At 75.5% G+C, this 19,230-nt stretch carries 25 protein-coding genes; all 25 read right to left on the reverse strand.

Features of this window, described 5'->3' with window-relative positions; translation table 11 throughout:
- Nucleotide 1: 1 nt before the first annotated feature.
- Complete coding sequence (gene fliQ / locus J1G43_RS14940) at nt 2–274, reverse strand: flagellar biosynthesis protein FliQ (protein WP_207340513.1); 273 nt, start codon at nt 272–274, stop codon at nt 2–4.
- Nucleotides 274–1,119: a flagellar type III secretion system pore protein FliP gene (gene fliP / locus J1G43_RS14945; protein WP_207340512.1), complete on the reverse strand. Its 846-nt coding sequence runs from the start codon at nt 1,117–1,119 to the stop codon at nt 274–276. The genes fliQ and fliP overlap by 1 nt, the downstream gene beginning before the upstream one ends.
- Complete coding sequence (locus J1G43_RS14950; protein ID WP_207340511.1) at nt 1,116–1,526, reverse strand: flagellar biosynthetic protein FliO; 411 nt, start codon at nt 1,524–1,526, stop codon at nt 1,116–1,118. The genes fliP and J1G43_RS14950 overlap by 4 nt, the downstream gene beginning before the upstream one ends.
- Nucleotides 1,526–2,224: a flagellar motor switch protein FliN gene (gene fliN / locus J1G43_RS14955; RefSeq protein ID WP_207340510.1), complete on the reverse strand. Its 699-nt coding sequence runs from the start codon at nt 2,222–2,224 to the stop codon at nt 1,526–1,528. The genes J1G43_RS14950 and fliN overlap by 1 nt, the downstream gene beginning before the upstream one ends.
- Nucleotides 2,221–3,177, reverse strand: a complete 957-nt coding sequence (locus J1G43_RS19690) for a flagellar motor switch protein FliM (RefSeq protein WP_249670764.1) — start codon at nt 3,175–3,177, stop codon at nt 2,221–2,223. The genes fliN and J1G43_RS19690 overlap by 4 nt, the downstream gene beginning before the upstream one ends.
- A gap of 199 nt (nt 3,178–3,376) precedes the next feature.
- Nucleotides 3,377–3,889: a flagellar basal body-associated protein FliL gene (gene fliL / locus J1G43_RS14965; RefSeq protein ID WP_207340509.1), complete on the reverse strand. Its 513-nt coding sequence runs from the start codon at nt 3,887–3,889 to the stop codon at nt 3,377–3,379.
- Between the two features lie 33 nt (nt 3,890–3,922).
- A complete protein-coding gene (locus tag J1G43_RS14970) occupies nt 3,923–4,813 on the reverse strand; it encodes a flagellar motor protein MotB (protein WP_207340508.1) in 891 nt (296 codons plus the stop codon).
- On the reverse strand, nt 4,810–5,589 hold the full coding sequence (locus tag J1G43_RS14975; RefSeq protein ID WP_207340507.1) for a motility protein A: 780 nt from the start codon (nt 5,587–5,589) through the stop codon (nt 4,810–4,812). Before J1G43_RS14975 ends, J1G43_RS14970 begins: the two co-directional genes overlap by 4 nt.
- Nucleotides 5,589–5,882 (reverse strand): flagellar FlbD family protein, encoded by a 294-nt coding sequence (locus tag J1G43_RS19445; RefSeq protein ID WP_207340506.1) that lies wholly within the window; start codon nt 5,880–5,882, stop codon nt 5,589–5,591. The genes J1G43_RS14975 and J1G43_RS19445 overlap by 1 nt, the downstream gene beginning before the upstream one ends.
- 146 nt (nt 5,883–6,028) lie before the next feature.
- Nucleotides 6,029–6,640: a D-alanyl-D-alanine carboxypeptidase family protein gene (locus J1G43_RS14985; protein WP_207340505.1), complete on the reverse strand. Its 612-nt coding sequence runs from the start codon at nt 6,638–6,640 to the stop codon at nt 6,029–6,031.
- On the reverse strand, nt 6,640–7,818 hold the full coding sequence (locus tag J1G43_RS14990) for a flagellar hook protein FlgE (RefSeq protein ID WP_207378757.1): 1,179 nt from the start codon (nt 7,816–7,818) through the stop codon (nt 6,640–6,642). Before J1G43_RS14990 ends, J1G43_RS14985 begins: the two co-directional genes overlap by 1 nt.
- Nucleotides 7,819–7,844: 26 nt before the next feature.
- Entirely contained in the window at nt 7,845–8,390 is a 546-nt protein-coding gene (locus tag J1G43_RS14995; RefSeq protein WP_207371319.1) for a flagellar hook assembly protein FlgD, read from the reverse strand.
- A 13-nt stretch (nt 8,391–8,403) separates the two neighbouring features.
- Nucleotides 8,404–9,729, reverse strand: coding sequence for a flagellar hook-length control protein FliK (locus J1G43_RS15000; protein ID WP_207378758.1), 1,326 nt, complete (start codon nt 9,727–9,729; stop codon nt 8,404–8,406).
- Nucleotides 9,726–10,163 (reverse strand): flagellar export protein FliJ, encoded by a 438-nt coding sequence (locus J1G43_RS15005; protein WP_207340501.1) that lies wholly within the window; start codon nt 10,161–10,163, stop codon nt 9,726–9,728. The genes J1G43_RS15000 and J1G43_RS15005 overlap by 4 nt, the downstream gene beginning before the upstream one ends.
- Nucleotides 10,160–11,497 (reverse strand): FliI/YscN family ATPase, encoded by a 1,338-nt coding sequence (locus J1G43_RS15010; protein WP_207340500.1) that lies wholly within the window; start codon nt 11,495–11,497, stop codon nt 10,160–10,162. Before J1G43_RS15010 ends, J1G43_RS15005 begins: the two co-directional genes overlap by 4 nt.
- Nucleotides 11,494–12,132 carry a FliH/SctL family protein gene (locus J1G43_RS15015; RefSeq protein WP_207378759.1) on the reverse strand — a complete coding sequence of 213 codons (639 nt, stop codon included), beginning with the start codon at nt 12,130–12,132 and terminating at the stop codon, nt 11,494–11,496. Before J1G43_RS15015 ends, J1G43_RS15010 begins: the two co-directional genes overlap by 4 nt.
- Nucleotides 12,125–13,123, reverse strand: coding sequence for a flagellar motor switch protein FliG (fliG, locus tag J1G43_RS15020; protein WP_207340498.1), 999 nt, complete (start codon nt 13,121–13,123; stop codon nt 12,125–12,127). Before fliG ends, J1G43_RS15015 begins: the two co-directional genes overlap by 8 nt.
- Complete coding sequence (gene fliF / locus J1G43_RS15025) at nt 13,120–14,706, reverse strand: flagellar basal-body MS-ring/collar protein FliF (protein WP_207378760.1); 1,587 nt, start codon at nt 14,704–14,706, stop codon at nt 13,120–13,122. The genes fliG and fliF overlap by 4 nt, the downstream gene beginning before the upstream one ends.
- Nucleotides 14,706–15,014, reverse strand: a complete 309-nt coding sequence (gene fliE / locus J1G43_RS15030; protein WP_207378761.1) for a flagellar hook-basal body complex protein FliE — start codon at nt 15,012–15,014, stop codon at nt 14,706–14,708. Before fliE ends, fliF begins: the two co-directional genes overlap by 1 nt.
- The gene (locus J1G43_RS15035; protein WP_207340495.1) at nt 15,014–15,406 is read right to left on the reverse strand and encodes a flagellar basal body rod protein FlgC; all 393 of its coding nucleotides are present in this window, start codon (nt 15,404–15,406) and stop codon (nt 15,014–15,016) included. The genes fliE and J1G43_RS15035 overlap by 1 nt, the downstream gene beginning before the upstream one ends.
- A complete protein-coding gene (locus tag J1G43_RS15040) occupies nt 15,406–15,747 on the reverse strand; it encodes a flagellar basal body protein (protein WP_207340793.1) in 342 nt (113 codons plus the stop codon). The genes J1G43_RS15035 and J1G43_RS15040 overlap by 1 nt, the downstream gene beginning before the upstream one ends.
- A 216-nt stretch (nt 15,748–15,963) precedes the next feature.
- Nucleotides 15,964–16,302 carry a hypothetical protein gene (locus J1G43_RS15045; RefSeq protein ID WP_207340494.1) on the reverse strand — a complete coding sequence of 113 codons (339 nt, stop codon included), beginning with the start codon at nt 16,300–16,302 and terminating at the stop codon, nt 15,964–15,966.
- Between the two features lie 14 nt (nt 16,303–16,316).
- Nucleotides 16,317–16,742: a flagellar export chaperone FliS gene (gene fliS / locus J1G43_RS15050; protein ID WP_207371316.1), complete on the reverse strand. Its 426-nt coding sequence runs from the start codon at nt 16,740–16,742 to the stop codon at nt 16,317–16,319.
- 14 nt (nt 16,743–16,756) lie between these two features.
- The gene (fliD, locus tag J1G43_RS15055; RefSeq protein ID WP_207378762.1) at nt 16,757–18,178 is read right to left on the reverse strand and encodes a flagellar filament capping protein FliD; all 1,422 of its coding nucleotides are present in this window, start codon (nt 18,176–18,178) and stop codon (nt 16,757–16,759) included.
- Between the two features lie 122 nt (nt 18,179–18,300).
- Entirely contained in the window at nt 18,301–19,155 is an 855-nt protein-coding gene (locus J1G43_RS15060; RefSeq protein ID WP_207378763.1) for a flagellin, read from the reverse strand.
- Nucleotides 19,156–19,230: the final 75 nt, after the last annotated feature.

The following is a 19,230-nucleotide window of genomic DNA, read 5'->3' on the forward strand; positions in this document are numbered from 1 at the left end:
CTCACCCGCCCACGAGCGCCGGGATCCGGCCGTAGAGCTCGTGGGTGAAGGTCACGAGCTCGGTGATCATCCAGTGCCCGCAGATGAGCAGCGCCGCACCCGCGGCCACCGCCTTGGGCACGAACGAGAGCGTGACCTCCTGGATCTGCGTCACGGACTGCACGAGCGAGACCGTGAACCCGACGACGAGCGCGGTGACGAGCACGGGAGCGGCGAGCTTGGCCGTCAGCACCAGGGCGTCGAGGGCGATGTCGAGGACCGCGTTGGTGTCCACTAGCCGGCACCCGCGTACGAGCCGACGAGGGCGGTGACGACCAGCCCCCAGCCGTCGACCAGCACGAACAGCAGCAGCTTGAACGGCAGCGACACCATGATGGGCGGCAGCATCATCATGCCCATCGCCATCAGCGCCGCGGACACGACCAGGTCGATGACGAGGAACGGCACGAAGATGACGAAGCCCATGATGAACGCGGCGCGCAGCTCGGAGAGCAGGAAGGCCGGCGCCAGCACGGTGAAGGGCACGTCGGCGGGCGTCTGCGGGTTGGGCTGCTCGGCTGCTCGCGTGAGCAGCGCGACGTCCTCCTCGCGCGTGTGGGCGAGCATGAACTCGCGCAGCGGCTGCTGCCCGGACTCCACCGCCTGCGTGAACGTCAGGCTGCCGTCGAGGTAGGGCTGCACGCCGAGCTCGTTGACGCCGCTGAGGACGGGCGCCATGACGAACAGCGACAGGAACAGCGCGATGCCCGCGAGCACCTGGTTGGGCGGCACGCCCTGCAGCCCGAGGGCGTTGCGGGTCAGCGAGAGCACCACGAGGATCTTGGTGAAGCTCGTGGTGAGCAGGATCAGGGAGGGTGCGACCGACAGCAGCGTGATGCCCAGCAGCACCACGATCGAGCCGCTCGGCGTCCCGTTGATGCCGTTGACCTGCACGGACACCTCACCGTTGCCGGTCGGGTCCGTCGGTTCGGCGGGGGCGGCCGGGGGTGTCGGGCCCACGGTGGCGGACGCCTCGGCCCCCTGCGCGACCTGCAGCACGAGCAGCGCCAGCAGCACCGCACCGACCAGCAGCAGGTACCGGCGGACGGGCGACGTCCGTGCCCCCTGCACGGGCGTCATCGCCGCACCGTGCGGTCCTGCAGCGCCCGCACGGTCGCGCGCCACGTCTGCGGCGACAGCACCGAGCCGGCGAGCGGGCCCGCGGCCGCCGCGGTGTCCGGCGTCCGCGGCGCGGGGACGACCGCGTCGGCGCCCACCGTCGGCGGGCGCTCGACGACCGGGCCCAGCTCGGTGAGCAGCGCGACCTGCTGCTCACCGAAGCCCACGAGCAGCCGGCGGCTGCCCACGGCCACGACGGCGACGCCGGACGTCCGCCCGAGCGCCTGCCGGTCGACGACGCGCACGCGCGGCTCGCGGTCGTCGGCCGCCGGACGCGACGCACCGAACCGGCGCGCCAGGTACCAGATCAGCCCGACGACGCACGCCAGCGACAGCAGCACGCGACCGACCAGCAGGAGCTCGTCCATCAGACGGCGTCCGGCGCGCTGACGATCTCGGTGATGCGCACCGCGAAGTCCTCGTCCACGACCACGACCTCGCCGCGCGCGATCAGACGACCGTTGACGACGACGTCCGCGGGACCGCCGGCCGCGCGGTCCAGCTCCAGCACCGTGCCCGGCGTGAGGTCCAGCACCTGCCGCAGCGGCAGGCGGGCGCGGCCGATCTCCGCCGTGAGGGTGAGCTCGACGTCGTACAGCGCGCGCAACGACGCCCCGCGCTGCGAGGGCAGGCTCGGCGTGGCCGCCTGCGGCGGGACGCCCGGACGCTCGCGCACCACGACCCACGCGTACGTGCCGTCGACGCCCTCGAGCGCGACGACCTGGCTGCCGGGGCCCGTGACGAGCCCGGCCGTGGTCACGCGCGCCGGCTCCAGCACACCGTCGCCGAGGGTGGCGGCGGCGGCCTGCAGCGCCGGGCGCAGCGCGACCGCCGGGTCCAGCGCCGCCCCGCCGGCACCCTCCGCGAGGGCGTGCGCGACCTGCGGGCCGAGCACGACGGCCAGCTCGGCGGAGACCGGGCCGACGACGCCGGCGACGACCGCGAGCGCGTCGGCCGGTGGGGCGCCGGTCGCGGGGACGGCACCGAGCGGGACGGCCGCCGGCACGAGGGGGGCCGCGGCGGCGGCGGCCGCCAGGGCGTCGACGACGGTGGACGTGGTGCTCATGCGGGGATCTCCTCGACGCTGACGACCTGGCAGGCGAGCCGGGACCCGTGCGTGCCCGCCGCGGCGTGCGCGAGCACGACGTCGTCGACCACCACCTCCAGCGGTCGGCTCGCGGGGTGGGACAAGGGCAGGACGTCACCGACGGCGAGGTCGACCACGTCACGGGGGTGCAGCGTGCGCGGGGTGCAGCGCACCGCCACCTCGACCGGGACGTCGAGGGCGGCGCGCTCGAGGTCCGCCCGGGCCCGGTCCTGCGCGTCGTGGCCCTGGACCGGGTCGTCGGGACGCTGGTCGGCGCGCAGCGCGGCGAGCACGGGCTCGGCCGGCAGCATGAGGGTGGCGGACTCGACCCGGTCCTCGCCGACGCGCAGGGTGAACCGCGCCGAGAGGACGGCGTCGGTGGCCGCGACGGCCTGCACGAACTGCGGGTTGTACTGGACCGACCGCACCGTGAGCTCCAGCGGCATGATCGACGCGAAGGTGTACGACAGGTCGGCCAGCGCGTGCCCGACGAGGTCGCGCACCACGGTGGTCTCGATCTCGGTGAGCTCGCGACCCTCCCGGTCGTCACCCAGGCCCGTGCCCCCGAAGAGGTAGTCGACCCAGACGAGCGTGGTGCCGACCGGCATCTGCAGCAGCGCGGTGCCGCGCGGCTTGTCGACCGTGCACACGAACAGCGCGGTGGGGGTGGGCAGGTTCGCCACGTGCTCGTCGTACGTGACGAGCGAGACCTCCTCGAAGGTCACCTGGACGAGCGCGCGCAGGCGCGCCGTGAGCTGCGTGCCCCACTGGCGGGCGAACCGCTGCAGGGCCATCGACAGGTGGCGGGCGTGCTCGCGGGACAGCGTCAGCGGGCGGCGGAAGTCGTACGGCACCGGCGCGGCGGTGCCGGCGCGTCGGCGGGCCGACGCCGCGGGCGCGGGCGCGTCGGTCACGGGTGGGGACGGCGTCACGACCACCCCATCGGCGGAGCGCGCGCGGTCATGAGGAGAACGGTGCACCGGACCCGGACGACGGGACGACGAGGCCCGTCACCGGTGGGCCGACCGTGCGGTGGATCTCCCGCCGCCCGTCGTGGGCGGTCTGTCGCGCGGCACGGTCGCGCGCGGCGGGGAGCGACGACGGCGCCGTCCGTGGCGCCGGTGGATCACGTCACTGCGTGACGTAGTTCGTCAGGTAGACGTCCATCACCTCGCCCTCGTAGGCGTGCGCGAGCTGCTCCGCGAGCTGCGTCTTGAGCGCGTCGCGGGTCGTGGGGTCGGACACCTCGCCGACCGTCCGGCCGGAGTACAGGGAGATCGCCAGGTCGAGCGCGCGGGACGGGTCGGGTGCACCGTGCGCGTCCGCGGTGAGCTGCAGACCCAGACCGAGCCGCAGGTACCGCCCGTCGGCCAGGTTGATGCTGATCGGGTCGACCTGCACCACCTCCCCGGCGACGGGAGCCGGCTCGGCGACCGGGGCCTCGGGGACCTCGGCGTCGCGGCCCAGCAGGAACCACGCCGCGGCACCGGCCACGGCCAGCACCAGGACCAGGACCACCACCAGCAGGAGCCGGCGGCGGGGCCGACCGGCCGGTGCGGGCGGGGCGGTCGGCACCGCCTCGGGCGCCGCGGACCCCCGCGCGCCGATCTTCTGCCGGGACACGACCCGTTGCTCGATGGGCATCTCACACCTCCGTCTCGGGGCGGCGGACGGCGGTCACGGCGTGACCACCGCGGGGACCAGCTCACGCACCCGCTCGGGCGCGTCGCTCAGCACGACCAGGTCCACCCGCCGGTTCACGGCCAGCGAGGTGTCGTCCATCCCGGCCGCGACCGGCCGCGCGTCGCCGTACCCGACCGCCGACACCCGGCCGGGCGCCAGCCCGTCGCGCTCGACCAGGTGCCGCAGCACCTGCGTGGCACGGTCGGCGGACAGCTCCCAGTTGGTGGCGTAGCGGCCGGCGACCGGCAGCACGTTGGCGTGCCCCTCGACCGCGATCTGCTCCGGCAGGGCCACCAGGGTCGGCCCGGCCGCGTCCAGCACCCGCCGCGCGGTGTCCGTGAGCTGCGCGCTCGCGGGGGCGAAGAACACGTCGTCGGCCACGAGACCGAGCACCAGGCCGCGTTCGTCGATGCGGAAGGCGACCACCGACTCGAGGCCCTGACCGGCCAGGCTCGCGCGGATGGTCTCGCGGATCGCGGCCAGGTGCGCGGCCTCCTGCTGCGCGGCGGCCAGCAGCACCGGGTCCACCGACGGGCGCGGGGCCGGCGTGCTCCCCTGCTCCCCCAGCCCGCTGTCGGCGTCCACGAGGCCGGCGGTGCTCGCGGCGACGGCGTCCCGGTCCTGCGGGACCAGCCCGTCGAGGACGCCCGGCCCGCCGTCGAGCTGCGAGGGCGGGACCTCGGGGGTGCCGTCCCCGAACCCGGCGGCCAGGGACTGGCTGAGGGCGATGTACTTCTCCTGGTCGACCTGGCTGATCGCGAAGAGCACGATGAACAGCGCCATGAGCACGGTGATCATGTCGGAGTAGCTCACGAGCCAGCGCTCGTGGTTGACGTGCTCCTCCTCGGGGGCGCGCGACCGGCGACGCCCGGGCCGGCCGCTCACGCGGCCTCCTTGCGCGAGTCCGCGCGGCCCTCCGCCTCGGGCAGCAGGCTGCGCAGCCGCTCGCCGACCAGCCGGGGGTTGGCACCCGACTGCACGGCCAGCAGGCCCTCGAGCGTGATCTCCATCTGCTGGCACTCGAGGTCCGAGATGCGCCGGATCCGCGTGCCCAGCGGCAGCCAGACGACGTTGGCGGACAGGATGCCCCAGAGCGTCGCGACGAACGCCGCCGCGATGGAGTGCCCCAGGGAGGCCGGGTCGGCGAGGTTCTCCAGCACGTGCACCAGCGAGATGACCGTGCCGATGATGCCGATGGTCGGGGCATAGCCGCCCATGTCGACGAAGTACTTGGAGTGCACGCGGTCCGCGGTGCGCTTGGTGGCGATCCGGTCCTCGAGGATCATCCGCAGGTCCTCGGGGTCCGTGCCGTCGATCGCGGCCTGCAGCCCCTCGCGCAGGAACGGGTCCTCGACCTGCCGCGCGTCGTCCTCCAGGGCCAGCAGCCCCTCGCGCCGGGCGCGCTCCGCGAGGGAGATCACGGTCTCGACGTTCGCGCCGGGCTTGGGGGCGCGGGCGCGCAGGGCGCGCGGGACCGCCGCGAACGCGGCCTTGGCGTCCTTGAGCGTGTGCCCGGCCAGGCCCACGCCCAGGGTGCCGCCCCACACCAGGATCAGCGGCGCGGGCAGCAGGATCGACATCGGGTCGGCGCCCTCGAGCGTCAGCGCGGCGAAGATCGCGCCGAACGCGAGGACGATGCCGATGATCCCGGCCGGGTCCATCAGCGGTCCCTCTGCCGCAGCAGCACGGGCGGCGGCGGGTCGTCGCCCTCCGCGTCGTCGACGAGGTCCGGCACGGCGCGCACGGGGCGCAGCCGCTCGATGTCCCGGGCGCGGGCCAGCAGCCCGGCGCGCTGGTCGTGGATCAGGGCGATCACCTCGTCGAGGGACTCCCGCACGATCAGCTTGGTGCCGTCGACCAGCGTGAGGATCGTGTCGGGTGCGCTGTCCACACGTTGGATCAGGTCGGGGTTCACCCCGAACCTGCCCCCGCTCAGTCGCGTCACGACGATCACGGCACGCCCCGTCCCTGGTCCTGCGTCCGCGCGGCGGGCGGCACCGAGCCGCTCCCACCGCGCGCACCCCGTCCGTGGGGTGCACCCGGCCCATCGGCAGGAGGGCACCGGCCCTGAGGGGTCGGGGGGTCCCACGTGCGGGGACGTCAGGTCTGGTACGCCCAGTGCCACGGCTCGCGCGGCGTGTCCTCGGCGAAGCCGTAGCGATCGGCGTTGGCCCGCATCCACGCCTGCGCCGTCGCGTCCAGCCGCAGGTCGGCGGCCAGGCCCCAGCCGTGGTCGGACGTGCCGGGGGCGGCCGCGAGGCCGCCCTGCGAGTACAGGCCCTTGCGACGTACGAGGTCGACCTGCGTGTCGTACGTGCGGTACGAGTCCGTGATGCCGATGGTGACGCCCTGCGCCCGGGCGTCGGCGATCATCCGCGTCAGCTGCTGCGCGGCCGGCTGCCACAGCCGGTGGCCGGTGTCGCCGACCGGGGTGAGGGCGGCGTCCGGGACCCGGCCGTTGGCGTGGCCCGCCAGGCCCTGCGGCAGCATGTCGCCGTTGATCCGCCGCACCGACGACGCCGACGTGTCGACGGTCGTCGTCGGCGCGGGCGGCGCCGCGGGCTCGTACGTCGCGGTGGCCCGGGACAGGGCGTCGGCGAAGGCCGTGCCCGTGGCGGTGGTCGTGGCGGGGGACGCCACGACCGCCGCCGGGGCGACGAGCCCACGGATGTGCGCCATGCGTGCGGCGATCGCCGCGATGCCGTCGACCATCAGCGCTTGAGGTTGACCAGCTCGTTGAGCACCTCGTCGGACGTGGTGATGATGCGGGAGTTCGCCTGGAACCCCCGCTGCGCCACGATGAGGCTGGTGAACTCGCTGGACAGGTCGACGTTCGACATCTCGAGCGCGCCGCCCGCCAGGGACCCGCGCCCGCCCGTCCCGGCGGTGCCGACCTGGGCGTCGCCGGAGTTGACGCTCGTGCGGTACAGCGAGCCGCCGGCCTTCTCCAGGCCCGCCGGGTTGGTGAACGCACCGAGCGCGATGCGCCCGATCACCTGCTTGAGCCCGTTGCTGAAGGCGCCGGTGATGGTGCCGTCCGCGCCCAGCGCGAACGACAGCAGCGTGCCGGCGGCCTGCCCGTCCTGGGACACGGCCTGCGCCGTGTCGAGGCCCGCGTAGCCCGTCAGAGCGCCGAGTTCCACGGTGACGCCCCCGACCGCGAGCGACCGCGGCGCCGTGATGGCGCCGTTCGCGTCGAAGGTCACGGCCTGCTGGGCCACGGCCGTGGTGCCGTCGGTGGCCGCGACGTTCCAGCCCGTCGCGTCCTTGGTGAACGTCAGGGCCAGCGTGCGGGCGGTGCCGACCGAGTCGTACAGCGTGGTGGTCAGCGTCTTGGACGTGCCGTCCGCGGCGGCCGCGTCGAGGTTGCCGTCGAACACGGCGCCCCGCGACGCGACGGCACCCATGGTCGTGCCGGCCGGGACGCGCAGGTCGGTGAGCGCCGCGTTGGTGTCGACCACGCCGTTGGTGGCCGCCCAGCCCTGCACCAGGGCGCCCTCGCCCGGCAGCACCATCTGCCCGGTCGCGTCGAAGTCGAACGACCCGGCGCGCGTGTAGTAGGTCTCCGCGCCCTTGCGCACGACGAAGAACCCGTCGCCCTGGATCATCATGTCGGTGCTGCGACCTGTGGTCTGCGAGGCGCCCTGCGTGAAGCTGGTCGTGACGCCGGCGACGCGCACGCCGAGCCCCACCTGGGCGGGGTTGGTGCCGCCGACGCCCTCCTGGGCGCCGCCGGCGTTGGACAGCACCTGGGACAGGGTGTCCTGGAACTGCACCTGCGAGGACTTGAAGCCCGTGGTGTTGACGTTGGCGATGTTGTTGCCGGTGACGTCGAGCATGGTCTGGTGACTGCGCAGACCGCTGATGCCGGAGAAGAGCGAGCGGAGCATGGTCGGTTCCCTTTCGGTGGTCCGCGTCAGGCGGCGGTGGGGGTGGCGCCGGGGGCGCCGGGGGTGAGGTCGGGGTCGGTGCCGGGTGCGTCGGGTGCGGTGGTGCCGGGCTCCGTGGTGCCGGGCTCGGTGGTGCCGGGCGTGGTGGAGGCGCGGCCCGTGACGGCGGCGACCGCGTCGAGCGGCACGTCGACGTCGCCGACGCGCACGGTCGGCACGGACGTCGCGTAGGACACCGCGGACACCAGGCCGCGCGACGTGACGCCGTCGGCGTCGGTCCACTCGACCTGGGTGCCGACGAGCGCGGCGGCGGACGAGCGCATCTGCAGCGCGAAGGCCTCGCGCTGGGTGTCGGACAGCTCGACGAGACGCTCCATGGTCGTCAGCTGCGTGGTCTGCGCCATGAGCTGGGAGGTGTCCATGGGGCTCGTCGGGTCCTGGTAGCGCAGCTGCGCGACCAGGAGCTGGAGGAACGCCTGCTTGTCCAGGGAGTCGTTGGACGTGGCCGTGGTGGCGGCCGCGTCGGGCGTGCGCGTGGTGCCGCTTGCGGCGTACGACGTGTCGATGGTCATGGCTGCTCCGGGGTCAGACGACGAGGTCGATCGCGCCGGGGCGCGTGGGGGCGGGGGCGGCGTCGGCGGGGGCGTCCGCCGGTCCGGCGGGGCGGGGCCCTCCGGTGGTCGCGTCAGGACGTCCCGCGGCGCCGCCGGGCCGGCCCGGGTCGCGGCCGGGCTGCTCGCCGCGGCCACCGAGGTCGAGCTCGGCGTGCAGACCGGCGGCCTGCAGGTCCCGACGCAGGTCGGCCAGGGTGGCGCGCAGCATCTCGCGGGACGCGTCGGTGGCGCCGGCCAGGTCGAGCCGCACACCCTCGGGGCCGATGTGGGCGACCACCCGGACCGGGCCGAGGTGCTCGGGGTCCAGGGGGACGGTGAGGACGTGCCGGCCGGCGCCCAGCCCGGTCAGGGACCGCAGGCGCGCGCCGAGCTGCTCGGTGAACGCGGCGGGCGTGGCTGCGGACGCGGCGGCGGGGGGCACGGGTGCGGCGGCCGGGGCGGGGCCGGGGGCGGCCGCGGGTGCCGCGACGGGCGCCCAGGTGGGCGGGCGGGCGCCGGTGTCCGACGGGGCGTCGGGAGCGGCCAGGGCGGGGTCGGTGACGGCGGGGGCCGCCGGCGCGACCGCGCCGGTGGGAAGAGCAGCGCCCGCCACGGCGGTCGGGGCCGGTGCACCGGGCGCAGGTGCCGCGGGTCCGGCGGCCGCACCGGCGACGGGCAGGGTCCCCGGCGGGGTACCGGGGTGGCCACCGGACGCCACCTCGGCCGGCGGGGCGCCGGCAGCGGCACCGGTCGCCACCGCGGCCAGTGGCGCGTCGGTCGCGGCAGCGCCGCCGGTCAGCGCGCCGGCGGGTGCGGCGGTGAGGGCGGCGGGTGCGGTGAGGGCGGTGGCTGCGCCGGGGGCGGCACCGGCTGTCGCGCCCGACGCGGCGGCCCCGTCGGCGGCCGGCGGGGCGGTGAGGCCGGCGGGTGCGGCGAGGGCCGTGGCCGGCGGGGCGGCGGTCTGGCCGGTGACGGCCACGGCCGCCGCGAGCGCATCCGTGCCGGGCGTCGCGTCGGTCGGCACCGCGGCGTCGCCGGTGCGCGCGTCGACGTCGGACGGCGCACCGTCGCTGCCGCGACCGCCCACCGCACGCACGGGCTGCTCGGGCCGCGGCGTCCGGTCGAGGCCGGCGCGCACGTCGGACCGGCCGTCCGCCGCGGCGCCGCGCGGCGGGCGGGCGTCGCGCCTGCCGTCCGCGGTCCCGACCTGCGCGCGCAGCACGTCGGCGAACGCGTCCGCCCGGGGTCCGGTGCGGGGCGCGCCGCCGGGCAGCGGTGCGCGCGCGGGGGCCGTCGGGCCCGCCACGGTCGTGGTCATGCGTCCTCCCCGGGTGCTGTCGGGTCCGTGCTGCGGGCCGCGACCTCGTCGAGCACGGCCTGCTCGGCGCGCTCCTCCTGCTGCCGCTCGGCGACGTCGTGCTTGTCCCGCAGCCGCTCGACCGCGCGCGTGCGGATGCGGGCGGCGGTCCAGTCCTCCTGGCGCCGCTCCACCGCGTCCTGCGCGCCGCGGACGCGCTCGACGTCCTCGGTCAGCAGCGCGGACAGCGACAACCGGGCGGCGACCGCCGCCTGCCAGGCCGCGACGTCCGCCTCACCGGGCGGCCGTGCGGCACCGAGGACCTCGGCCGTGCGCGCGGCACGCTCGTGCGCGGCACGCTCCTCACGACGCGCACCGGCGAGCTCCGCGGCGGCGGTGTCCTCCGCGAGCGCGCGCACCCGCAGCAGGCCCGCGAGCGGGAAGGGACGGCTCATGACTCCCCCATCTGCGCCACCAGCGCCCGCAGCCGGCCCCAGGACTCACCCGCGGGTGCACGCTCGTCCATCCCCTGGCGCAGGAACGCGTCGATCGCGGCGGCGTGGGTGACGGCGGTGTCCACCAGCGGGTTGGAGCCGGCCACGTACGCGCCGACGTCGATGAGGTCCTGCGCCTGCCGGCGGGCCGCCATCACGGCGCGCAGCCGCGCCGCGTCGGCCCGCTGCTGCGGCGTGCTCACGCGGCCCGCGACGCGCGAGACCGACCCCAGCGCGTCGACGGACGGGAAGTGCCCGGCGACCGCCAGACGGCGGTCGAGCACGACGTGCCCGTCGAGGATCGAGCGGGCCGCGTCGGCGATGGGCTCGTTGTGGTCGTCGCCGTCCACCAGCACGGTGTACAGGCCGGTGACCGAGCCCGTGGGGCCCGTCCCGGCGCGCTCGAGCAGCCGGGCGAGCAGCGCGAACGTGCTGGGCGGGTAGCCGCGGGTCGCCGGCGGCTCACCGACGGACAGCCCGATCTCGCGCTGGGCCATGGCCACGCGCGTCAGGGAGTCCATCATCAGCACCGCGTGGCGGCCCTGGTCGCGCAGGTGCTCGGCGATGCGCGTGGCCACGAACGCGGAGCGCAGACGCACCAGCGGCGGCTGGTCGGACGTCGCGACGACGACGACCGACCGCGCGAGACCCTCGGGGCCCAGGTCGTCCTCGAGGAACTCCCGCACCTCGCGGCCGCGCTCCCCGACCAGCGCGATCACCGACACCTCGGCGTCGGTGCCGCGCGCGATCATCGACAGCAGGCTGGACTTGCCGACGCCGGACCCGGCGAACAGACCCAGGCGCTGCCCGCGCCCGGTGGTGACCAGGGTGTCCAGCACGCGCACGCCCAGCGGCACGGGGGCGTCGACGCGGGCGCGCTCCAGGGGGTGCGGTGCGGGGGCGTCCAGCGGGACCATCGCCTCGGCGTCGAGCGGCCCGCGGCCGTCGATGGGCCGGCCGAGCCCGTCCAGCACGCGGCCGAGCAGACCCGCGCCGACGGGCACCAGCAGACCGGTGCCGTGGGCGCGCACGGGCAGGCCGGCGCGCATGCCGTGCGTGGGGCCCAGCGGCATGCACCGGGTGGCGCCGCCCGCGGTGGCCACGACCTCGGCGGTCACCGCGTCGGCCCCCTCGCCGAGGGTGACGAGCTCGCCGACGGCGGCACCCGTGCCCACCGTCTCGACCGACAGGCCGACGACGGCGCGCACCCGGCCGACCGGCACGGGCCGGGCGGCGCGCAGGGCGCGGTCCCACCGGTCCGCGCCGGTCGCCGACGGCGTCGTGGCGGGGGTCATGCGAGGTCCAGGGCGCCGCGGGCGCGGGCGACCGCGGCGGACAGGCGCGCGTCCAGGTGGCCGTCGGCGTGCTCGGCGACGGCGTCGCCGGGTGCCAGGGCGGGGTCCGCGACGAGCACGACGCCGGCGGGGACGTCGGTCGGGACGGCCGCCAGGTCCCGCGGGTGCAGGTGCACGACGAGGTCGTCGGGCAGGTCCGGGGCGGTGAGCACGCGCGCCAGCGCGGCGCGCGCCGCGGCGGACGCGTCGGTGAGCTCGACGCCGAGCAGGGCGACCGCGATCTCGAGCGCCGCGGCGTGCACGGCCTGCAGCGCGCCGGCCAGCACGGGCGTCTCCCGTGCCCGCAGGGCCTGCGCGGCGGCGTCCAGGGCCACCAGGGCCGCCGCGTGCGCGTCCGCCCGTGCCGCCTCGGCGCGCTGCTGCTCCGCGTGCGCCGCGTCCAGCCGCGCCGCCGCGTCCTGCGCGGCACGGCGGGCGCCCGCGGCGTACCCCGCGGCCCAGCCCGCCGCGTGCGCGGCGGGGTCCGGCGCCGTGGGCGCGTCGAGGCGCGACAGCGCCATCGCCCGGGGCGCGGTGGCCGGCGTGGCGGGCGGGGCGGGCGTGCGCTGCAGCGGCACGAAGTCGAGGTCAGGCAACGAGCTCGTCCTCGGCGTCGCGGCGGACGACGATCTGGCCGCTCTCCTCCAGGCCACGGATGACCTGGACGATCGCGGCGCGCGCCTCCTCGACCTGCGACAGGCGCACCGGCCCGAGCAGGTCGATCTCCTCGACCAGGTTCTCGCGCGCCCGGTCGGACAGGTTGGTGAGGATCTTGTCGCGCACCTCCGTGGGTGAGCCCTTGAGGGCCTGCGCGAGCGTGCCGGTCTCGACCTGCCGCAGCACGAGCTGCACCGCGCGGTCCTCGAGCAGCACGACGTCACCGAAGACGAACATCAGGCTGCGGACCTGGTCGGCCAGGGCCTCGTCGCGCTCGAACAGGCCCTCGAGGATCGACTTCTCGGTGGTCGGGTCGGCGCGGTTGATGATCTCGACGAGCGGCTGCACGCCTCCGACGGCCGCCAGCTCGCGCGGCTGCAGCACGGCGGACGCCTTGCGCTGCAGCGCCTCGATGACGACGGCCACGACGTCCGGGGACGCCCGCTCCATGAGCGCGATGCGGTGGGCCACGTCGGCGCGGACGTCGACGGGCAGGCCCGCGAGGATCGCCGAGGCGTGGTCGGGGCGCAGGTGAGCCAGGACCAGGGCGACGGTCTGGGGGTGCTCCCCGTCGAGCAGGGACACCACCTGGCGCGCGTCGGCCTTCTGCAGGAACTCGAAGGAGTGCCCGGCCATGGATGCCTGCAGCCGCTCGATCATGCCGGCGGCCTTCTCCTTGCCGAGCGACGCCTCCAGCAGCTGCTGCGCGAACCCGGGCCCGCCGCCGACGCCGGGGCCGATCTCGGCGACGCCGTAGAACTCGTCGACGATCTCGTCCGCGAGCCTCTGGTCGACCCGGTCCATGCGCATGATCTCGGAGGTCAGGTCCTCGATCTCGGCCACGTCGAGCTGCGCCATGACCCGCGCGGCGCGCTCCTTGCCGAGCTGCAGCAGCAGCAGGGCGGCCTTCTGCCGGCCGGTGACGGTCATCGCGGCGCCCCCGTCGTCATCCAGCCGCGCAGCAGCTCGGCCACCTGCTCGGGCTGCTCGTCGGCCAGCGCGGCGATCTCGGCGCGGCGCACCGCGGTCGGGTCCGGCGCGGGCGGCGCGGGCGGCAGCACGGGCAGGTCGTCCTCCGGCAGCGCCAGCGTCACGGGCGCCTGGCGCGCCGCGGCGAGCTCGCCGAGGTCGAGGGCCTCGCGGCGGGCACGGCGCGAGCGCCGCCCCAGCACGGTGAGCACGACCACGACGAGCAGCACGATCCCGGCGGCCGTCGCGACGTCCCGGACCAGCCCGTTGCGCTCGGCCGCGGCGGTCTGCGCGTCGGCGGCCGCCAGCGCCTCCTGCGCGGCCAGCGCCGACGCGGTGTCGAACGACATGCGCTGCACCGACAGGGTGTCGCCGCGCTCGGTGTCGATGCCCGCGGCGGCGGAGACGGCCGCCGTCAGGTCGGCCATGTCCAGCGCCCCGGCGGCCCGGTCGTCGACCAGCACGGACACGGACTGCTTCTGCAGCGTGCCCGGGGCCGACCGGGTCACCTCGGTGCTCTTGTTGACCGCGTTGGTCACGTCCTCGCTGGTGGAGCTGTAGGTGCCGGCGCCGCCGTCCACGCCACCGGGCACCGCGACGTTGTCGGGTCCCAGCACGCCCGTGGCGTTGCCCCCGCCGGTGCCCGCGTACTCCTCGGTGGTGGTCGAGGCGCCGAGCGGCGGGGTGTCGGGGGTGGCCGAGAACTCCTCGGTGGTGCGCTGCGACTCGGACAGGTCGAGCTGCGCGTTGACCGTCACGGCCGCGGCCCCCGGGCCGACGAGCCGGTCCAGCATGGCCTGCACGGCCCCGCCCACGCGCGCCTCGTAGTCGGCGGCGCGCGAGTCGGCCAGCGCGCCGCCCACGCTCGCGGCGCCGACGGCCGACAGGACCTGGCCGGCGGCGTCGACCACGGCCACGTCGGTGGGCTCCATGCCGTCCACGCCCGCGGACACCAGGTGCGTCACGGCCTGCACCTGGTCGGCCGTGAGCTCGGCACCCGGGCGGGTGCGGACGAACACGGAGGCCGTGGGGTCGGACTTCTCGGCGACGAAGACGGTCTCCTCGGGGATCGCCAGGCGCACCGTGGCCGCCTGCACGCCCTCGATGGCGGCGACGGTGCGGGACAGCTCGCCCTCGAGCGCGCGCCGGTACGTCGTCTCCTGCTGGAACTCCGAGGCGGTCATGGGCATCTGGTCGAGCAGGGAGTAGCCGCTGCCGTCGGTGTCGGCGGGCAGGCCGGCGGCGGCCAGGCGCACCCGCTGCTCGTAGACGGCGGACGCGGGCACCAGCACCGTCGCCCCGCCGTCGCCCAGCTGGTACGCGACGCCGGCCGACGTGAGCTCGTCGACGACCGCGCTGGCGTCGGCGCCGGACAGGCCGGAGAACAGCGGCACCAGCGTGGGCCGCGACATCCAGCTCGTCAGCGCGACGGCGCCCAGCACCACCGCGGCGATGCCGATGAGCGCGAACGTGCGCTGCGCGAGCGTGAGCCGCCCGACCGTGCCGGTGAGCCGGCTCCACGCGTCCTGCACCTGTGCGGGCATCAGACCTGCATCCTCATGATCTCGGTGAACGCCTCGACGGCCTTGTTCCGCACGGCGGCGGTCAGCTCGAGGGCCAGGGACGACTGGGCGGAGGCGACGGTGTAGTCGTGCACGTCGTCGAGGTCGCCGGTCACGGCCTTGACGGCCAGCTCCTGGGACGTCGACTGCAGCTGCTGGAGCTGCTCGACCTGCCCGAGGACGCCGGCGAAGGCGCCGGACGGTGCGGCGACGGACGCGGCACCGCCGAGCTCGACGGCGGGCAGCGTCGACGTGACGCCCGCGACGGGGGTGACACCCAGCCCGCTCATCAGCTGCGCCCGATCTGCAGGGCGGCCTGGTACGACTCGGTGGCCCGCGAGACCACGGCGGCGTTCGCCTGGTAGCCGCGCTGGGCCATGATCAGCTGCGTCATCTGCGACGCCATGTCGACGTCGGGGTACCGCACGTACCCGTCCGCGTCGGCGAGCGGGTGGTCCGGCTCGTGCACCAGACGGCCCTCGGCCGCGCCGAGCGCGACGCCCGCCACCTGCACACCGCCGTCGGCCATCTCCTGCGCGACGACGTAGCGGGTGCGGAACGCCTCCTCGGAGGTCGAGGTGACGGTGCTCGCGTTCGCGAGGTTGTCGCTGATGGCGTCCATCCACTTGCGCGTCACGGTCATGCCGGTCCCGGCCATGCCGATGGCCCCGAAGATCGTCATCAGCTGGTCCTCATCGCGGTGCGGACGGACGAGAACGTGCCGGACATCGCCTGCGTCGCCAGCTGGTAGCGCAGGTTCGTGTCGATCTGGAGCAGCGTCTCGGTCTCGAGGTTGACGTTGTTGCCGTCCTGGCGCGTGGGCTCCAGGCTGCGGGCCACGCTCGCGGTGACGGCACCGTCGCCCTGCCGGACGGCCGAGGCGAGCTCGGCCTCGAACGCGACGCGCTGGGCGCGGTAGCCCGGCGTCTGCAGGTTGGCGACGTTGGCGGCGCTGACGCGCTGCCGCATCGCCAGGGCGTCGAGCGCGCTGTCGAGCGCGCGGACGCTCACGGAGTCGAACATGCCCATGCGGGCCCACCTCACCACGGCGTGGTCCTGGTCGGCCGATCCGTGGCCTGCTGCGTGAGCGATCCGTGCTCACCCGCCCATCGGCCCGCGCGGGCCGGACGTGAGGGGTCCGGGGCCGCGGGCCCGCACTTCACCCGTCCGGCGCAGGCGAACCGGGCTGCACTGTCGACGGCACTGTCGACGGCGCCCGCGGACCGGCTCCGGGGCCGCTCAGCCCTCGAGGTCGAGGTACACCGGCTGCGCGGGCGGACGCTCGCGCAGCGCGGTGGCCGCGGCCAGGTGCCGGCGCGAGACGGCGGCCTGCTCGGCCAGCCGGCGGGCGACGTCCAGCTGCCGGGCGTGCAGCGCGCGGGCGCGCGCGACCAGGGACGCGGGCAGCGGGCCCAGGTCGGCCGGCGGGTGCCAGGCGGCGCGCTGGGCGACGTCCTGCGGCGCGGGCAGGTGCGCGACGCGCAGCAGCTCCTCGGCGTGCTCGACCTCGAGCTCGAGGTCGGCCAGCGCGCGGTCCCAGCAGGTGCGGAACGTGGCCTCGCGGGACGCCGGGGTCATGGTCACGGTGGTGGTCAGCCGACGCCGAGCAGGCCGCTCGGCGCGGCCGTCGGCGGGTCGGCCGGTGCCGGCGCGGCGGCCACGTCGGCCGCGTCGTGCCAGGTGCGGGCCAGCTCGGCGACGATCTGCCGGCAGCCGTCCAGCCGCACCGCGTCCCCGCCGCTGGACACGGCCAGCAGCTCGCGCAGCAGCCACGTGTAGATGGACAGCAGCTGCGGGCCGCCGTCCCACTCCTGCACGTCGAGGCTGGCGGCCAGCTCGGCGACGATGTCCTGCGCGTGCGCGAGGTGCTGCGTGGCGTCCACGCGGCGATCCTCGGCGAGGGCCTGGGCAGCGCGCTCGACGTCGAGGACCAGGCGGTCGGCGAGCATCGTGAGCAGCCGCGCGGGGCTCGCGGTCTGCACCGCGGCCGCGACGTACCGGCTCCGGGCGTCGTACATGGCTCCTCCGGGGGTCAGCTGGACGTGCTCGGGTTGCTGCTCGCCAGGTAGCTCGACAGGTACCCGGCCTGCGACTGCAGGCCGGACAGCGTGGTCTCCAGGCTGGCGTAGGTGCGCTCGAGCGACGCGCGGCGGGCGGCCAGGCGGTCGTCCCACTCGGCGATGCGGTCGCCCAGGTCGCGCACGGTGCCCTGCTGGGCGGTGACGGACAGGGTGAGGGTGCCGCTGATCGGGTCCGACGCCGCCTTGGCGGTCTCGGCCAGGCGGGCGGCGACGCCCTGGAGCACGGTGGCGACCTTCTCGGGGTCGGCCGCCATCGCTGCGTCGAACACCGCCTGGTCGAACGTGAACGTGCCGTCCTTGCCGAGGACGATGCCGACGTCGGACGGTGACGTGCCGCCGACGGGCATCGAGCCCTGGGCCAGGATGTTCTGCTGCAGCAGGCGGACGGCGGTGTTGCCGGCGAAGATCCCGCCGGTGACCAGGGTGCCGCCGTCCGCGGCGGTCCCCGTGGTCGCGCGCGTCCGCGATCCGATCTCGGAGAGCACCGTGGTGAGGTTGGTGACCAGGCCCGCGGCGAGCGTGCGCGCGGCCGCCTGGTCGCGGGTGACGTCGAGCGTGAGGGGCTCGGCACCCGGGGCGGTGACGGCGGTGACCACCAAGTCGACACCGGTCATGACGCCCTCGAACGTCGTGGACGCCGACGTGAGGGTCTGCTCGGACGGCGACCCGGGGAACAGGGTGATGGCCGAGTCGGACGCGGTGCGCACCGACCCCAGGGTCAGGTCCGCCCCGTCGTGGGCGACCGTGAAGGCGTGGGCCGCACCGGTCTCGGTGCCGGTGAGCTGCAGGCGGTACGTGGTCTCGCCCGTCGCGCGGCCCTCGCCGTCCAGCACGGCGACCTTGACCGCGGTGGCCCGCACCCCGGTGCCCGGGGCGTTGAAGGCGTCGACCAGGTCGGGCACCGAGGACGACGCGGCGGTGACGGTGACGTCCTGCCCGCCGCGGGTGATCGTGAACGAGGGGGTGGTGGACGCGAACGTCGCGGGCAGCTCCACGAGGGAGGCCTGGGACTGCGCGACCGCGGTCACGCGGAACGACAGCGTGCCGATCTGCGCACCGGTGCGCACGGTGGCCGTGGCGCCCGCGGCGCCGGCGCCCGGGGCGCCGGGCGTGGTGCCCGGGGCGGCGGTGGCGGTGCCCGGCTGCGTGACGGCCGCGGTGACCGCCTGCCACGTCGCCGGCTTGGCGGCGGTGGCGGCGTGCTCGGCCAGCGAGGCGACCTTGGTGTTGAGCGCCTGCAGCGCCGTGACCATGGACGACGCGGTCGCCTTCTTCTGGGACAGCAGGGTCTGCTGGCCCGCCTGCAGGGCGATGAGGCTGTCGATGAGCGCCCCGGTGCCCAGACCGCTCACGATGCCGTCGATCGTCGCCATGCTCGGTTCCCGTCTGCCGTGGGCGTCACCGCCCGGGTGTGCGACCGGCGGCGGGGGACGTGCGTCCACCCACCGCCGGTCGCGGGGTCGTGCCGGTGGTCACCTCACGGCGACCGGGTGCCTCACTGCAGGAGCTGCAGCACCGACTGCGGCAGGTTCTTGGCCTGCGCGAGCATCGCGGTGCCGGCCTGCGACAGGATCTGCGCCCGCGTGAACGACACCATCTCCTGCGCCATGTCCGTGTCACGGATGCGGCTCTCCGACGCGGACAGGTTCTCCACCGCGACGTTGAGGTTGTTGATGGTGTGGTCGAAGCGGTTCTGGATGGCACCGAGCTTGGAACGCTCGTCGGAGACCATGCCGATGGCGATATCGATCGCCTGGATAGCACCCTTGGCGTTTGCCACGAGCGCGTCCTCGCCGTCGCTTGCCTCCCTGTTGGCGACCGCAAGGTTGCCGACAGTGAGCGTCTCGGCGTCCATCTTCGTGATCGACACCTCGATGCGGTCGGAGTCCGCGGTGTTCGCCCCAACCTGGAAGCCCTTGTTGTATTCACCGTCCAACAGCGGCGTCCCGTTGAACTGGGTCGTCGCGGCGATCCGGTCGATCTCGTCCGTGAGCTGGTCCATCTCATCCTGGATGTTCAGCTTCGCCTTGTCCGACAGACCACCGTCGTTGGCCGCCTGCACCGACAGCGTGCGCATGCGCTGCAGGATGGAGTGCGTCTCGGTGAGCGCGCCCTCCGCGGTCTGGACGACGGAGATGCCGTCCTGCGCGTTGCGCACGGCCTGCTTGGTGCCGGAGATCTGCGCGCGCAGACCCTCGGAGATCGCCAGGCCGGCGGCGTCGTCGGCGGCGCGGTTGATCCGCAGACCCGAGGACAGCTTCTCGAGCGACTTCGACAGGTCGCCCTGCGTGGTGCCGAGGTTGCGGTACGCGTTGAGCGCCGCGAGGTTCGTGTTGATCGAGAGACCCATGGTTCTTATTCCTCCTGAAGTCGGGTCACGGTCGGCCCATCCGTGGGCACGTCCTGCTCATCGGCCGGTGCCCCG

The sequence above is a fragment of the Cellulomonas sp. zg-ZUI22 genome (assembly GCF_017353535.1).
Taxonomy (GTDB): Bacteria; Actinomycetota; Actinomycetes; order Actinomycetales; family Cellulomonadaceae; genus Cellulomonas; species Cellulomonas wangleii.